11 protein-coding genes are annotated in these 16,438 nt (G+C 71.8%); 6 read left to right on the top strand and 5 right to left on the bottom strand.

The window, feature by feature from the left end:
- Positions 1-77 precede the first annotated feature (77 nt).
- Both ACIPV1_RS12225 and ACIPV1_RS12220 read left to right on the top strand, forming a co-directional pair.
- Positions 78-1,256, top strand: coding sequence for a sensor histidine kinase (locus ACIPV1_RS12225; RefSeq protein WP_402726477.1), 1,179 nt, complete (start codon positions 78-80; stop codon positions 1,254-1,256).
- Positions 1,253-1,915 (top strand): response regulator transcription factor, encoded by a 663-nt coding sequence (locus tag ACIPV1_RS12220; protein WP_123293819.1) that lies wholly within the window; start codon positions 1,253-1,255, stop codon positions 1,913-1,915. Before ACIPV1_RS12225 ends, ACIPV1_RS12220 begins: the two co-directional genes overlap by 4 nt.
- Here the strand turns inward: ACIPV1_RS12220 and ACIPV1_RS12215 are convergent.
- From ACIPV1_RS12215 to ACIPV1_RS12200, 4 genes are all read right to left on the bottom strand, one after another.
- A complete protein-coding gene (locus tag ACIPV1_RS12215) occupies positions 1,808-2,599 on the bottom strand; it encodes a hypothetical protein (protein WP_402726476.1) in 792 nt (263 codons plus the stop codon). The genes ACIPV1_RS12220 and ACIPV1_RS12215 overlap by 108 nt on opposite strands.
- Positions 2,600-2,604: 5 nt before the next feature.
- Entirely contained in the window at positions 2,605-3,621 is a 1,017-nt protein-coding gene (locus tag ACIPV1_RS12210) for a zinc-binding dehydrogenase (protein WP_402726475.1), read from the bottom strand.
- Between the two features lie 156 nt (positions 3,622-3,777).
- The gene (locus tag ACIPV1_RS12205; protein WP_402726474.1) at positions 3,778-4,860 is read right to left on the bottom strand and encodes a Fic family protein; all 1,083 of its coding nucleotides are present in this window, start codon (positions 4,858-4,860) and stop codon (positions 3,778-3,780) included.
- 207 nt (positions 4,861-5,067) lie between these two features.
- On the bottom strand, positions 5,068-6,168 hold the full coding sequence (locus tag ACIPV1_RS12200; protein WP_131847021.1) for a VanZ family protein: 1,101 nt from the start codon (positions 6,166-6,168) through the stop codon (positions 5,068-5,070).
- 74 nt (positions 6,169-6,242) lie between these two features.
- Here ACIPV1_RS12200 and ACIPV1_RS12195 point away from each other — a divergent pair, with 74 nt between their 5' ends.
- The 4 genes from ACIPV1_RS12195 to ACIPV1_RS12180 all read left to right on the top strand — a co-directional run bounded on the left by ACIPV1_RS12195 (position 6,243) and on the right by ACIPV1_RS12180 (position 13,511).
- The gene (locus tag ACIPV1_RS12195; RefSeq protein WP_131847022.1) at positions 6,243-7,139 is read left to right on the top strand and encodes a serine hydrolase; all 897 of its coding nucleotides are present in this window, start codon (positions 6,243-6,245) and stop codon (positions 7,137-7,139) included.
- 78 nt (positions 7,140-7,217) lie between these two features.
- A complete protein-coding gene (gene mtnN / locus ACIPV1_RS12190) occupies positions 7,218-7,928 on the top strand; it encodes a 5'-methylthioadenosine/S-adenosylhomocysteine nucleosidase (RefSeq protein WP_402726473.1) in 711 nt (236 codons plus the stop codon).
- 291 nt (positions 7,929-8,219) lie between these two features.
- Positions 8,220-10,205 carry a potassium transporter Kup gene (locus tag ACIPV1_RS12185; protein ID WP_185094282.1) on the top strand — a complete coding sequence of 662 codons (1,986 nt, stop codon included), beginning with the start codon at positions 8,220-8,222 and terminating at the stop codon, positions 10,203-10,205.
- Positions 10,206-10,409: 204 nt separating this feature from the next.
- Positions 10,410-13,511 (top strand): choice-of-anchor G family protein, encoded by a 3,102-nt coding sequence (locus ACIPV1_RS12180; RefSeq protein ID WP_402726472.1) that lies wholly within the window; start codon positions 10,410-10,412, stop codon positions 13,509-13,511.
- Positions 13,512-13,819: 308 nt separating this feature from the next.
- On the opposite strand, the gene ACIPV1_RS12175 is transcribed toward ACIPV1_RS12180, so the two are convergent.
- Complete coding sequence (locus ACIPV1_RS12175) at positions 13,820-16,246, bottom strand: ABC transporter (RefSeq protein ID WP_402726471.1); 2,427 nt, start codon at positions 16,244-16,246, stop codon at positions 13,820-13,822.
- Positions 16,247-16,438: the final 192 nt, after the last annotated feature.

The following is a 16,438-nucleotide window of genomic DNA, read 5'->3' as shown; positions in this document are numbered from 1 at the left end:
AGGTCCCCGATCGGTGGTACCCCCGACTACTGCGTTCGCAGTAGTCGGACCGCTGACCCGCACGACAGGATGAGTGCATGCGGCGACTGCGAGCGATCTGGGGTTCGTGGCGTCCGGACGACCGCTGGGTGTTCCGCGGCACCGCCGCCGTCGTCCTGCTCGCGTGCGCGATCGAGTCGGGCCGGGTGATCGCGGCCGATGCCGGCCCGGGGCCCGGCATCGCGGTCGCCGCGACCGTGCTCGCCGTCGTCGCGGCGCCGTGGACACCGTGGACGGCGCTCGGCCTCGCCACGGTCGCGCCGGTGCTCGGTGGCCTGTCCGGGTGGTCGCCGATCGTGACCTGGAGCTGCGCGGTGCTGCTGCTGTTCGCGGTGTCCTCGCGGCAGGGGCACCCGGTCCGCGCCGCGGCGATCGTCGCTCCCGGCGTGGTCATCGGCACGCTCCTCGCGCCGGGGGAGGGCGGTGCGGTACCGACCGCCCTCGGCGCCCTCATCTCCGTCGTCGCCGCGGCGGCCATCGGCTCGGGGCTGCGGGTGCAGCACCAGTACCGGGCGTCGTTGGAACAGCGCGCCGCCGATGCCGTCGCCACGCGGGAACTCGAGGCCGAGCGCCGCGTGGCCGAGGAACGCGTCCGGATCGCGCGGGACCTGCACGACGTCATCGGGCACGAGATCGCGGTGGTCAGCATGCAGCTCGGGGTCGCCGAGGTCACCCTGCCCGCCGGGGCCGACGAGGCCCGGCGTGCGCTGGATGCCGCCCGGGACGGCGTGCGGAACGTCCTGACGGAGACCCAGCACGTCCTGACGGTGCTCCGTTCGGCGTCGGGCAGCGGCGCCGACCTCGACGACCCGACGGCTCCGGCCCCCGGCATCGAGCAGCTCCCCGGACTCATCGCGTCGTACGATCGGATCGGCCTCGACGTCGATGCCCGACTGGACGACGTCGGCCCGGTCTCCGTGCCGATCGGTGTGACGGTCTACCGGGTGGTGCAGGAGTCGCTCACCAACGCCCACCGGCACGGCGAGGGCCGGACGACCGTCACACTCGCCCGCGCCGGTGACGACCTGGTCCTCGAGGTCCGCAACCCCCGCCGGCGGACCCCGGCGAGCGACCCCGTCGCAGGCCGGAGCAGCGGGCTCGGTCTGGTCGGCATGCGCGAGCGCGTCGCCGCCGTCGGAGGGTCCGTCCAGGCCGCGGCGGACGGCGTCCTGTTCGTCGTCCGCGTCCGCCTGCCCACCGCGAACGGAGCACGATGACCACACGAGTGATCCTGGTCGACGACCAGGACATGATCCGACTGGGGCTCCGTGCGATCCTCGACCGCCAGGACGGCATCGAGGTCGTCGGCGAGGCCGGGGACGGGCTCGTCGCGGTGCAGACGGCGCTGTCGGTCCCGGCGGACGTCATCATGATGGACATCCGGATGCCGGGCATCGACGGGGTCGAGGCGACCCGACGGATCCGCGCCGAGCGCACCGCCGAGCAGGTGCGCATCGTCATGCTGACGACCTTCGACCAGGACGAACTCGTCTTCGCGGCGCTGCGTGCCGGGGCGAACGGGTTCCTCAGCAAGGCCGCGGGGCCCGCAGAGCTCGTCGCGGCGATCGAGGAGGTGGCAGCGGGCGGAGGGGCGCTGTCCGCGGCGGCCGCAGCGGCGCTCATCGGACAGGTCGCCCGCACCCCCGCGTCCTCCGTCGACCCGGAGATGACCCGGCGCTTCGAGGCCCTCACCGCTCGCGAGCGCGACGTCGTGGTGATGGTCAGCCGAGGTCAGGGCATCGACGCCATCAGCGCCGAGCTCTTCCTCTCACCACTCACGGTCAAGACCCACGTGAACCGGGCCATGGCGAAGGTCGACGCCCGCGACCGGGCCCAACTCGTGGCGTTCGCGTTCCAGGCCGGCCTGGTCGACTGAGGTCGGTGCCGGCCGAGGTGCCGTCGCTTCCGGGAACCGTCGCAGCGCCATCGCGAGCCCGATCACCGCAGCCACACCGCCGAGGAACACCCCGCTCGCACCCGTGGACGCAGCAGCGTCCTCGGCGCTTCCCGCGAACGAGAGCAGTGCCGACTGGGTCAGCACGAGCAGGACCACCGCGGCGGCGACGTTCACGAGCTTCGTCGCCTCGACGAGTGGTTCCCCGTCCTTGCGCGCGGTCACCGCACCCCAGACCCCGATGCCCAGCTCCGCGAACGTCGCCGCCGCGATGACGATCGCCACCCACTGGTCGTAGTGCACGGGGTGCGCCCTCCCGATGAGCATCGGCACGCTGCACCCGACGAACACGACGGACATCGCGGTCACCGCACCCCCGATCCACCGGTGTCCGGCCTGCCGGAACCGCATCCGGTCGCCGTTCAACGCATCGAACGCGAACGACAGTCGGTGCCGACGGACGGCCCAGACCTTCGCGGCCGCGACCCCGAGCGTGAAGACCACGGTCGCGGCGAGGAACAACGAGGGGGCCGCGCAGAACAGGACGACCTTCCACCCCGCCATCACGAGGCTGCTCGGCACCGACAGCACGGCGAGCACGAGCCCGCGCCGCGGCCGATCCCGCCACACCGTGACGGCGTACTGCACGGCGACCTTCCTGGTCACCGGCATCAGTCGAACGTGACGACGACCTTGTCGGCCGCCCCGGGGGTCGCAGCCACCCGGAGGGCCTCGAGCACGTCGCTCGCCGGGAAGACGTCGCTGACGATCTGCGCGTACGCCTCAGGGTTCGCGATGATGTGCTCGGTGACGTCGAAGATCTCGGTCGGGTACCCCATCGCGGTCACGATCGTCGGCTCGACGGCCAGCAGGTCACCGAAGTCGACCTCCACCGGCCGCTTGTGCACCGCCACGACGCCGATCGTCGCGCGGTGCTTCGCCAGGCGCAGCGCCGTCTGCACGGTGGCCGGCACCCCGGCGGCGTCGAGCCAGACGTCGGTGCCGGACTTCCCGCCGTGCCCCACGCCGTCCCGTGCTTCGCCGTGCAGGGCGATCAGGCGCTCGTCGAGCGGCTCGTCCGCCGAGTTCACGACGGCATCGGCTCCGACGAGCAGGGCCTTCTCGAGCCGCGACGCGATCACGTCGACGACGACCACGTGCCCGACGCCGAGCGCCTTGTAGCTGATCACGGCGCCCAGCCCGATCGGGCCGGCACCGAACACGACGACCGTGTCGCCCGGCTGCGGCGCGGTCCGGTTCACGGCGTGCAGGGCGACCGCCATCGGTTCGTTGAGCGCGGCCACCTGCCAGGGCAGTTCCTTCGGGACCAGGGCGATGCTGGTGCCGAGCACGGCCTGCTCGACGAGCAGGAACTCGGAGAGCCCGCCGGTGGGGCCGCCGTTGCCGATGATCCCGCGTGGGTCGCCCATCGGGTTCACCACCACGTGGTCCCCGACGGAGATGCCCTCGACCGCGTCGCCGACGACGGCCACCTCTCCGGCGACCTCGTGCCCGAGAGGCGTGTGCCCCTCACGCGGCGGGATGCCGCCGCGTTCAGCGTAGAAGGCGTCGGAGCCGCAGACCCCGCACGCCTTGACGGCGATCAGGACGTCGGCGGGGCCGACCTCGGGGACGGGCTCGTCGCGGATCTCGACGGATCCGGGGCCGGTGACGACGACGGTGCGCATGGTGCTCCTCACGTCACGAGCACGGGCGGCTCGGGACGGAACCATCTGACCAAGACGGCGACCTGCGCACGTACTGCGATCGCAGTAGCGCCGGGTCATCGGACGGGAGGCACGTGGCGGGCGCGCCACGTGCCTCCCGTCCGCTTGGTCGACGGTTCAGGGCCGCTGTGCCGGACCGCGCCGCAGGGCGCGAGCCGCGAAGGCCTCCAGCGCCTCGATGAGCGCTTCGGCGATCCAGATCCGGTTGCGTTGCTTCGAGTTCGCCGGTCGGAGGACACCGCGTTGCACCAGGGTCTCGACGGCACGGTACGCGGTCGGCGCAGCGACACCGAGACGATCCTGGATGAGACCGGCGTTGAGGACCGGATGTTCGATCGCGAGGTCGACCAGGGCTCGCGCTCGGTTGTCGGAGCGGAGATCCGAAGTGGCGTCGGCCCAGCTGGCACGCACGGCGCTGACGTCGGAGGCGAGTCGTCTGCCCGAGGCCACCGCGAACCAGGCCGCTTGGGTGAACGCCCGCACGATGGCGTCGACGTCGCCGGCGCGGTAGGCCGTCAATGCCTCGTAGTACCCATCGACGTCATGGAGCAGCCCCGCGGACACGGGGACGGCGATGTTCTTCGTCACACCGGCTTGCCGCAGCATCGCGTGCACCAGCGCTCGGCCGGTGCGTCCGTTGCCGTCGGGGAACGGGTGGATCGTCTCGAACTGGGCGTGCGCGATCGCCGCGTGCGCGAGCGCCGGGACGTCGAGCCGCCGCACGAACCCGACCAGATCGGCCATCGAATCGCCGACGCGGCTGTGGTGCGGCGGCACGAAGGCCGCTTCGTGCGGACTGAACTCCGTGCCACCGATCCACACCTGCTGCTGGCGGAAGCGGCCCGTCATCTGCGGCGCCGAACCGGAGAGCAGTGCTTCGTGCATCTCGATCACCGCGGCTTCGTCGATCTGGTCACTGAGCGCCAGCGCAGCTTGCATGGCACGGACGTTGCGGACGATCAGCGCCGCGTTCCCGCTCGTGCGCTCACCGAGCTCGCTCTCGGCGATCGCGCGCGCGCCACTGGTCAGGTTCTCGATCTGGGACGACGACGCGGACTCGCTGCGGAGCAGCATGGACGCGAACGGCAGGACGGACGAACCGAGTTCCGCGTCGAACCGTCCGATCGCGACCGCTGCCTCAGCGGCGTCCGCGAGCACGTCCGGGGACACTCGGACGCTCGTGGTGGCGATGGTCGGCACGACGGCAGCGGTGTACGGTCCACGTGCTGCCAGGCGAGCGCGTCGGGATGTGCCGCCGTCGTCCTCCACGGTGTGCCATGAGCGCTGTTCATCCTGCAGGGCAGGCCACCGAGGGCGCTCGGGACCACCGGAAGGGTCGCTCAACCGTTCATCTCCGCTCGCGTTGATAACACTTACGACGAATATAGAACCAACGCCATCGGTTCGCTAACTTCTCTCAGTCGAGCCTTCCCGTGCCGCGCGCTCGTCCACCACATCCACCCGCGCCAGCACGTTCGCGAACCCGCGCCGCCCTCGGGTGGCGAACAGCCCGATGACGGCTGCGACGGCGAGAGCGAACGCCAGCAGGCCGGTGAAGGGCAACGCGGCGGCGGTGGCCGTCGCCCACCCGCCGGAGCCCGCGGCCCACCGCACCAGGCGCTGCCAGGCCGTCGGCCGCGGCTCCGGTCGGAGCCGGACGACTGCCTCGCCGAGCGTGCGCCCGGACGCGAGCACCACCACCAGCTGGACCGCCGGTGCGACGAAGGGCAGCGTGGCGAGCAGGACCCGTGCGAGCGTGGAGTTGAGGTCCTGCCCGGCGAGGGCGAACGACAGACTCGTGATCGACACCAGCGCGCCGGTGGTCAGCACCATGGCGAGCAGGTCGCAGAACATCCCGAACCCGCGGCGCCAGATCGTCACCCGGCGGGGCAGATCCGACGACGGCTCGCCCCGGTGCCGGACGAGCACCCAGAGCACGGGGGAGACCAGCGTGCCGACGAGTGCTCCGGTGGTGTTCGCGAGCAGGTCGTCGACGTCGAACAGCCGGTACGAGCACGGGTACAGGAACCAGTCGCCCGTCAGCTGCGTGCACTCGATGAGCAGCGACACCAGGAACCCAGCGACGGTCCCGACGACCACCCCGGCCAGGAACCGTCCGTGCAGGAACACGTGCCGCACGAGCATGCCGAGGGGGACGAACAGGATGACGTTGAAGACCACCTGCGCCGCGGCCGGGTTCGCGAGCAGGGACCGGGGGCCGGAGAGCCCGCCCTCCTTCGCGATGTCCCCGACGAACGCGAACGGCGTCAGCTGCGGTCCGGAGGCGGCGCGACAGATCGCCGCGACCTCGCTGGTGTCGGGCAGGGGCAGGAGCGTGTACGTGACGAGGGCGAGCCCGTAGACGACGGTGGCGAACGCCAGCACCGCGTTGCCGACGCCGAGGGTGCCCCGGCGTCGGTACTGCAGCGCTGCCCACGGCACCAGTCCGGCGATCGCGATCGCGGACCCGACGAGCAGCGCGATGACGGCAGGGGTCGCGGAGGTCATCCCTCGACCCTAGGGATCCCGTGGGACACGCGTCCGGCTGCTGGCCGTGCCGCGACTCGCGAGAGGATGGCGGTGTGACCACCGCGACCACCATCCTCGACGCGATCGTCCGGCAGGTCGACGACACCGGCTTCGGCGCCCACGGCCTGCACGTCCGCACCGGTGGCGGCACCGCGGACGACGTCGCCGAGCACCGCTGGACGCCCGACGCGCGCGAGGAGATCCACTCCGCGGCCAAGGGCATCTGCGTGCTCGCCACCGGGATCGCCGCCGACGCGGGTCTGGTGGACGTCGACGAACCGATCGCCGCATCGCTGCCCGGGTTCGAGTTCGGGGACGGCGCTGACCAGGTCACCCTCCGGCACCTGCTCACGATGACGAGCGGGATCGACATGCCCTGGTCGGCGACCGAGCTGACCGACTGGCCGGACCTGGCGGCCGAGTTCCTGCGGCGGCCCTCGCGGGGTCGCGTGTTCCAGTACGCCAACGTCAGCACCTACACGGCCATGCGCGTGCTCGAGACCCGCGTCGGCGACGTCGGCGCGTTCGTGTCCCGACGCCTGTTCGACCCGCTCGGCATCGAGGACGTCGAGTGGCTGCGCTGCCCGAACGGGTACGTCGCCGCCGGTGAAGGACTGGCGCTCCGGACCGAGGAACTCGCGCGCCTCGGTCGGCTCATCCGCGACGGTGGCGTGGTCGACGGGCAGCGCATCGTCGGCGCCCGCTGGTGCGACGCGATGCACTCCGACTGGGTCGAGCGCGAGGGGACCGGACCCGGGTACCACCGCTACGCGATGGCCGGATGGGGCGGTCCGGGGCAGCTGTGGCGGCTGCACGGCGCGTACGGGCAGATGCTGCTGTTCGACGACCACCCCGACGGCGACACCGTGGTCACGATCACCGCCGACGACCACTTCGGCGCCGACGCGATGGCCGCGTTCGTCGCCGAGGAGCTCGCCCGGCAGCGGTAGCCAGCAGCCGCAGCCGGCAGCGGTCGCCGGCAGCCGTCGCTGGCAGCCGTCGCGTCCTCGCCGTGCGAGGATCGATCAGTGCAGGAACAGACGCCCGTCGCGATCATCATCGCGGCCATGAGCGAAGAGGTCTCCGCCTTCGCCGACCTGTTCGGCGGGGTCCCGATCCTCGACGGCCCCGTCGGAGGCCACGACCCGCACCAGCTGCTCGACATCGGCGGCGCCACCGTCGCCGTCCGCCGCAGCGGCATCGGCTTCACGAACGCGACAGCCGCCGTGGCACACGGCTTCCACGATTTCGGACCCGGCATCCCCGTGATCAGCGTCGGGACCGCCGGCGGCCTCATGCACGGCATCGCGATCGGTGACGTCGTCGTCGGCGACCGGTACGTCAACCTCAACGCGGACGCCACGGCGTTCGGCTACGCCCTCGGCCAGGTGCCCGGCATGCCGACCGGGTACGCCCCGGACGCCCGACTGTTCGAGCTGGCGATGGCCGCCGACATCGCCTGGCCGCTGCGCTCAGCGACGATCGGCTCGAGCGAGGTCTTCGTCACCGAGGGGCGCGCCCGGACCCTCCGCGACGCCTTCCCCGACGTGGCCGCGGTCGACATGGAGTCGGCCGCCATCGCCCAGTTCGCCCACGTGCACGACATGCCGTTCGTGTCGGTCCGCTGCATCAGCGACCTCTGCGCGCCCGACGGTGCCGAGTTCCGCGAGCACCTGGACGGTGCCGCGGCGCGCGCCGCCCGCGTGGTCCACGACCTGGTGCGCGGCCTGCGTCCCTGAGGCCCGGCCCGCGAAAGCGACAATCCTGCGGCACGGGGCACCGTTCGGTCCGGCATCGCGACAGATCTCCGCGAACAGTTCGCGGCACGCTGTCGCTTTCGCGGATGTGGACCCGGCCCACCGCCGGACGGGAGGCGCGGTGCGGGCCCGCCACGGGCCTCCCGTCCGCCCCCGGCGCACGTCGAGAGCCGCGGTGCGCACGCATGTGCGCCACCTGCGAGCGCATCCCGCGCACGGTGCGATGATGAGCGGCGGCCGTCGCCCGGACGGCCGGAGACGGAAGTGCCGAGCGTGACCGAGACCCGCTCCGAGACCCCGACGGAACCGTCGAAGCCGACGGACCACACCACCCCCACGACCGAGGCCACCGACGACGGCGGCCACGGCCCGCGCAAGGGCGTCGCCGTCCTGGCGCTCGCCGCACTCGGTGTCGTGTTCGGCGACATCGGGACGAGTCCGCTCTACGCCCTGCGCACGGTGTTCACGATCGACGACGGCCTGGTGAAGGCGAACCAGGAAGACGTCTACGGCGTCATCTCGATGATGTTCTGGAGCATCACGATCATCGTCTCGATCAAGTACGTGCTGATCCTGATGCGCGCCGACAACGACGGCGAGGGCGGGGTGATGGCGCTCGCCGCCCTGGCCCGCCGGCTCTACGCGAAGCGTCGCGGTGGTGCGGTGATCTTCCTCGTGATCGGCATCGTCGGGGTCTCGCTCTTCTACGGCGACTCCGTGATCACCCCGGCCGTGTCGGTGCTGTCGGCGGTCGAGGGGCTCGGTACCGCGGCGCCGTCCGTCGAGCACCTGATCGTGCCGATCGCCGCGGTCATCCTGGTCGTGCTGTTCGCGGTGCAACGCTTCGGCACCGGCAAGGTCGGCAACCTGTTCGGCCCGGTGATGCTGCTCTGGTTCGTCGTGATCGCCGCCGCCGGCGTCCCGCACATCCTCGAGCACCCCGGCGTCCTGCAGGGGCTCTCGCCGACGTGGGCGATCTCGTTCGCCTTCGCGCACCCGTACATCACGTTCGTGGCGATGGGAGCGGTGGTGCTCGTCATCACCGGTGCCGAGGCGCTCTACGCCGACATGGGGCACTTCGGACGGTCGCCGATCCTGAAGGCCTGGTTCTTCGTGGTGTTCCCGGCGCTCGTCCTCAACTACCTCGGGCAGGCGTCGCTGGTGCTGCGCGACCCGTCGGCGGCGAAGGACCCGTTCTTCCTGCTGTTCCCGGACGCGTTGCGACTGCCCGTGGTCGTGCTGGCGACGCTCGCGACGGTGATCGCGAGCCAGGCCGTCATCTCCGGGGCGTTCTCGCTCACCCGGCAGGCGGTCCAGCTCGGGCTGCTGCCGCCGCTCACGATCCGGCAGACCTCGCGGCGGGAGAGCGGGCAGATCTACCTGCCCGCGGTCAACCTGCTGCTGTTCATCGGCGTGCTCGCGATCATGCTCGCGTTCCGGTCGTCAGCGAACCTGGCCACCGCGTACGGGGTGTCCGTCACCGGAGCCCTGGTCGTCGACACGCTCCTGCTCCTGCTCGTCGTCCGCCCGCTGTGGAAGTGGGCCACCTGGAAGCTCGTGGTCGCGGCGGTGGCGTTCGGTGGCCTCGAGCTGACCTTCCTCGCCGGCAACCTGTCGAAGATCATCCACGGCGGTTGGGTGCCGCTCCTCATCGCCCTGGCGGTGATCACGGTGATGACGACGTGGCGCCGTGGCCGGGCGCTCGTACAGGAGGAACGCAAGGAGCGCGAAGGGTCGCTCGCCGACTTCATCGACCGCATCAACCACGAGCACATCCCGCGGGTGCCCGGGGTGGCGGTCTTCCCGCACCCGAACAAGGAGACGACGCCGCTGGCGCTCCGGGCCAACGTCGAGCACAACCACGTGGTGCACCGGACCGTCCTGATCGTCTCGGTGCTCACCGCCAACGTGCCGCACGTCCCGCACGCGAAGGCGTTCTTCCGCGACGATCTCGGCTACGAGGACGACGGCATCGACCACATCACGGTGAAGTTCGGGTTCTCGGACGACCAGGACCTGCCGAAGGCCCTGCATGCTGCCTGCCTGGCCGAGGTCCTGGACATCGACCCGGAGGAAGTGCTCCGGGCGTCCTACTTCATCTCCCGCGGAGCGCTCCGTCCGATGCCCGGCAACCGGGGGATGGTGGCCTGGCGGAAGAAGCTCTTCGTCGGACTCGCGCACAACGCCGCCGACCCCGCAGCACGCTTCGGTCTCCCCGCACAGCGCACCGTGACGATGGGCAGCGACGTCGAGATCTGACCGCGTCGTCGACATCTGACCGCGTCGTGCACCGGCGTTCTGCATCGGCATCCGCATCGGCATCCGCATCCGTAGAGCGCAGGCCCCCGTTCGGGGGTGATGGTCTTGTGCACCCGTTCAGGGTTACGCTCATCGGAACCACACCACAGCTGCAGGCAGCATCACCAACTGCCGGACCAGCACCAGGATCAGGAGCGAAGCCACATGAGGCTTGGAGTACTCGAGCGCGCCCAGAAAGACCCAGGGGCGTCCACTTCCACCCGATGGTCAGGCCGGAGCAAGGGCGTCGCGATCGTCACCGCAGCGCTCCTCGGCGCCGGCGGCAGCATCCTCGCCGCCGCCCCCGCGACGGCAGCGCCCGTCGCGTCGACCGGGCAGGGGCGCTTCCTCAGCGGCTCCGCGCTCGGGTTGAACCTCGACGACATCCTCACCGTGACCCCGGCGGACGCGGTCAACACCGGTGGGGCCACGGACACCGACGTCCACCCGCTCGACGTCACCGCACTCAACGCGGTCAACGTCAACCTGGGCGGGGGCCTCAACCTGCTCGGGAACAACGGCATCCTCACCCTCGGTGCCGTCAACCAGTACGCCGCCGCCAACGCCGACGGCAGCTCCGTCGCCGCGTCCGGTGCGGTGACGAACACCGGCGGGATCGGCATCGGCGGCCAGGACGGCGTCCCGCAGTCCAACGCCACGCTCGACCTGTCGGGGCTCATCGGCACCGACCTGGCGGGCTCGCTCGCCAACGCCCAGCTCGAGGTCGGCGCCGTGTCGGCCACCGCTGCGCAGGCAGCCGGCCCGGACGGTGCGCAGACGGGCGACTACGGCATCGCCGGACTCGACCTGTCGCTGACGAGCCCCGCGCTCGGCACCACCGTCTCCGGGCTCCGCACCACCCTCGGCACGCTCCAGCCGACGGTCGACGGCGTCGAGGACACCCTGAACGCGCTCGGCCCGCTCGTGCAGGTCCAGGGCCTGCCCGACCTCGTCACGGTGCTCGACTCGGCCACCGGCGACGTCACCAGCGCCGACGGCTCGATCACGGCGAACCTGCAGACCGGTGCGATCACGGTCGACGTCGCCGCAGTGCTGACGAACGCCGGCCTGGACATCAACAACCTGCCGGCGAACACCGAGCTGCTGCCGTACATCACGGAGGCACTCACGACCCAGCTCCTACCGGCGGTCACCACCGCGCTGCAGGGGGTCGTGACCCAGCTCACCCAGTCGCTCCGCGGGCTCACCGTCACGGTGGCGGGGCTCCCGCTGCCGATCGGTCAGCTCCTCGACGTCGTGAACCCGGTCATCGCGCAGGTCGTCGCCCCGATCAACCAGGTCGTCGCCGGCCTCGGTCAGACGGTCATCACGCCGCTCGCCAACGCCCTGACGACCGTCGTGTCGTTGCAGGCCAACGTGCAGGAGACCAGCGCCGACGGCGTCTTCACCCAGCGTGCCCTGCGCGTCGCACTGGTGCCGGCCGCCGGCACCGCCGTCGTCAACCTCGCCTCGGCTGCGGTCGGCCCGAACGCCGGTCCGCTCGCGGTCCCGACCGTCACGACGCTCGACCCGGACAACGGGCCGGTCGCCGGTGGCACGGTCGTCACCGTCACCGGGACGGGCTTCACGGACGACGCCACGGTGTCGGTCGACGGTTCCGACCCGATCGCGGCGGACTCCGTCTCGGACGACGGCACCGAGCTGACCTTCACGACGCCGGCGCACGTCGTCGGCACGGTCGACGTCACGGTCACCACGCCCGCCGGTGAATCCGACCCGCTCGACTTCACCTACACCGACGACGCGGCTGCGGTCCCGACGATCACGACGCTCGACCCGGACAACGGGCCGGTCGCCGGTGGCACGGTCGTCACCGTCACCGGGACGGGCTTCACGGACGACGCCACGGTGTCGGTCGACGGTTCGGACCCGATCGAGGCGGACTCCGTCTCGGACGACGGCACCGAGCTGACCTTCACGACGCCGGCGCACGACGCCGGGACGGTCGACGTCACGGTCACCACGCCCGCCGGTGAATCCGACCCGCTCGACTACACGTACAACCCGGCACCCGCAGCGGTGCCCACGCTCACGACGCTCGACCCCGACAACGGGCCGGTCGGCGGAGGCACGCTCGTCACCGTCACGGGCACCGGGTTCACCGACGACGCGACCGTCTCGGTCGACGGATCCGACCCGATCGACCCGGAGTCGGTCTCCGACGACGGCACCGAGCTGACGTTCACGACCCCGGCGCACGTCGCCGGTCCCGTCGACGTGACGGTCACGACCGATGCCGGGACCTCGGACCCGCTCACGTACACCTACAACCCGGCACCCGCCGGGGCTCCGACGCTGACGGCGCTGGACCCCGACAACGGTCCGGTCACCGGCGGCACGGTCGTCACGGTCTCCGGCACGGGCTTCACCGACGACTCGACGGTCTCGGTGGACGGTTCCGACCCGATCACGCCGGACAGCGTGTCGGACGACGGCACCGAGCTGACGTTCACGACGCCGGCGCACACCGCCGGTGCGGTCCCCGTGACCGTCACCAACGGTTCCGGCACCTCGGCGCCGCTGCCGTACACGTACAACCCGGCCCCGGCCGCGGTCCCGACGATCTCCGCGCTGGACCCCGACAACGGTCCGGCCGCGGGTGGCACGGTCGTGACCGTCACGGGCACCGGTTTCACCGACGACTCCACGGTCTCGGTGGACGGTTCCGACCCGATCACGCCGGACAGCGTGTCGGCGGACGGCACGACGCTCACCTTCACGACCCCGGCGCACGCTGCCGGTGACGTCGAGGTCACGGTGACGACCCCGGGTGGCACCTCCGACCCGCTCGTCTACACCTACAACCCCGCGTCGACCACGACGACCCCGCCGCCGGTTATCACCTCGCCGACGGACGGTGGCACCGTCACGACGCCCAACCCGCCGATCACCGGCACCGGTCAGCCCGGCGCGACCGTCACGGTCACCGACGGCACGGTCATCGTCTGCACCGCGGTCGTCGCGGCCGACGGCACCTGGAAGTGCACCCCGATCGTCGGCTTCGGCCCGGGAACGGTGACCATCACCGCCACCCAGACCGGCGCAGACGGCACCTCGGCGGCGTCCGACCCGGTGACGTTCACCGTCCGCCTGGCAACCGCCGGCACCGGTGGCGCGGGTGCTACCGGCCCGAACGGGACGCTCGCCTACACCGGTAGCGACCCGGCCCCGGTGATCGCCTTCGCGATCCTGCTGATGCTCGCGGGCGTCGGGCTCACCATCGCCCGCCGCTTCCGTCGGGCTTAGTCCGCACCACCAGCAGCGCCCGTCGGGATCCGTCCCGGCGGGCGCTGTTGCGTGCGTGCGCGTGCGTGCGCGTGCGTGTGCGTGCGTGTGCGTTGGCGTGTGCGGTGCATGCGTGTGCATCATGCGACGGGGCACCGGTTGATCGACGCGTGGAACGTCGGAACATGCACACGCAGCAGATGCGTGTGCATCATGCGACAGGGCACCGGTTGATCGACGCGTGGAACGTCGGAACATGCACACGCACCGGCGGACGGGAGGCGCGGTGCAGGCCCGCCACAGACGCGCCAGTCGGCACGTGGGTGCGATCAGAGCCCGAGCTGCTCCCGCAGGTACGGCGCGGTCCGGCTCTCGGCGGACGCCGCGACCTGGGCGGGGGCGCCGGTGGCGACGACGCGGCCGCCGTCCTCGCCGCCGGAGGGCCCCATGTCGATGACGTGGTCCGCACTCGCGACGACGTCCATGGCGTGCTCGACCACGACGACGGTGTTGCCGGCGTCGGTGAGGCGTGCGAGCTGTGCGGTCAGCAGCTCGACGTCGGCGGGGTGCAGGCCCGTCGTCGGTTCGTCGAGCAGGTAGAGCGTGTGCCCGGTGCGCGCGCGTTGCAGTTCGGTCGCGAGCTTGATGCGCTGGGCTTCGCCGCCGGACAGCTCCGGTGCGGGCTGTCCGAGCCGCAGGTAGCCGAGGCCGACCTGGCGCAGGGCCTCGAGCCCGCGGGCGGCGGCCGGCAGCGACGCCAAGAAGGGCGCGGCCTGGTCGACGGTCATGCCCAGGACGTCGGAGATCGACGCCCCGTCCCACTGCACCTCGAGCGTCTCGTCGTTGTAGCGCGCACCGTGGCACTCCGGGCAGGGCGCCCAGCTGCCCGGCAGGAACAGGAGCTCGACCGACACCGAGCCCTCGCCCTGGCACACCTCGCACCGGCCGCCGGCCACGTTGAACGAGAAGCGGCTGGTGGTCCAGCCGCGGGCCTTCGCGTCGTCGGTCGCGGCGAACGCGGCACGCACGGCGTCGAAGAGCCCGGTGTAGGTGGCGAGGTTCGAACGCGGGGTTCGGCCGATCGGCTTCTGGTCGACCTGCACGACGCGGTCGACGAGCGGGTGCGACGTCGCGACGCCGGGCAGGACCCCGCCGACGAGCGACGACTTGCCGGAGCCGCTGACGCCGGTGACCGCGGTGAGCACCCCGAGCGGCAGGTCGACGTCCAGGTCCTGCAGGTTGTGCAGGGTGAGGTCGCGCAGTTCGAGGGTCCCGACGGGGGTCCGGACGGCGCGCTCACCGTCGGCACGGTCGCGCGGGTGCAGGAACCGTCGGGTGACCGATGCCTCGACGTCGGCGAGGCCGTCGACGGGGCCGCTGTACAGGACGGTGCCCCCGCCGGATCCGGCACCCGGGCCGACGTCGACGATCCAGTCCGCCCGCCGCACGATGCTCATGTCGTGCTCGACGACGAAGACGCTGTTGCCGCCGGCACGCAGGTCGTCGAGGACCTCGACCAGGGACTCGGCGTCGGCCGGGTGCAGGCCGGCGCTCGGCTCGTCGAGCACGTAGACGACACCGAACAGGCCGGAGCGCAGTTGCGTCGCGATGCGCAGGCGCTGCGTCTCGCCGGGGGAGAGCGTCGGGGTGGCCCGGTCGAGCGCGAGGTACCCGAGGCCCAGGCCGACGAGCACCTCGACCCGGGTGAGCAGGTCGCGCGAGATCGCGACCGCGACCTCGGTGTGCTCGCCGGACGAGGCGCGTGAGGTGGCAGCGCTGGCATCCGTGATGGAGGCGATCGGGCGCAGGACGTGGGCCAGCGCCGTGAGCGGCAGGCCGTTCAGGTCGGCGATCGAGTGGCCGCCGACCGTCACCGCGAGCGCGGCCCGGGTCAGGCCGGTGCCGCCGCAGAGGCCGCACGGACCCGACTCGACGAACTGCAGCACCTTGGTCCGCTGGGTCTCGCTCTGCGAGTCGGCGAGGGTGTGCATCACGAACTGGCGTGCGCTCCAGAACCGCCCCTTGTACGGCTTCGCGACGCGGTCGCGCTTCGGGTGGACCTGGACGACGGGCTGTTCCTCGGTGAACAGCAACCAGTCGCGGTCCTGTCGGGAGAGCTCACGCCACGGCACGTCGATGTCATAGCCGAGCACCGCCGTGACGTCGCGCAGGTTCTTGCCCTGCCACGCCCCGGGCCACGCCGTGATCGCGCCGTCGCGGATGCTCAACGACGGGTCGTGGACGGCCGAGGCCTCGGTGACCTCGTGGGCGATGCCGAGTCCGTGGCACCGCGGGCAGGCTCCGGCGACGGTGTTCGGGGAGAACGAGTCGGACTCGAGCCGGTCGACGCCAGACGGGTAGGTGCCGGCGCGGGAGAACAGCATGCGCATCGAGTTCGACAGGGTCGTCAGCGTGCCGACGGTCGAACGGCTGCTCGGGGCACCGCGGCGCTGCTGCAGGGCCACGGCGGGTGGCAAGCCGGTGATCGATTCGACGTGCGGCGTCGAGCCCTGCGCGATGAGCCGTCGGGCGTAGGGAGCGACGGACTCGAGGAAGCGGCGTTGTGCCTCGGCGAACACCGTGCCGAACGCGAGCGAGGACTTGCCGGAGCCGGAGACGCCGGTGAAGGCGACGATGCGGTTGCGCGGGATGTCCACGTCGACGTCCTGCAGGTTGTGCTCACGGGCGCCGCGGACGCGGATGAAGTCGTCGGGCCCCGGTTGGTCGTCGGTCACGGTCGAGCGGGGAGCGGGCATCTGCTCGATGGTAGGCGGGTGCTGCTGAACGTGGTGAAGGGCCGTCCCGGTTGCCCGGGGCGGCCCTTCACGTGTGGTGCGGTGGTGCGTGTGGTGCGGGGTGTTACTTGATCTGTGCGGTGATGGTGGCGGTGCCGACGAGGAGGCCGCGCTTGACGGCGTCGGTGCCGAAGGTCTTGTTCAGCAGGCCGG

The organism is Curtobacterium sp. NPDC089991 (assembly GCF_044748425.1).
Lineage (GTDB): Bacteria > Actinomycetota > Actinomycetes > Actinomycetales > Microbacteriaceae > Curtobacterium.
This window is presented reverse-complemented; position numbering and strand designations above follow the sequence as displayed.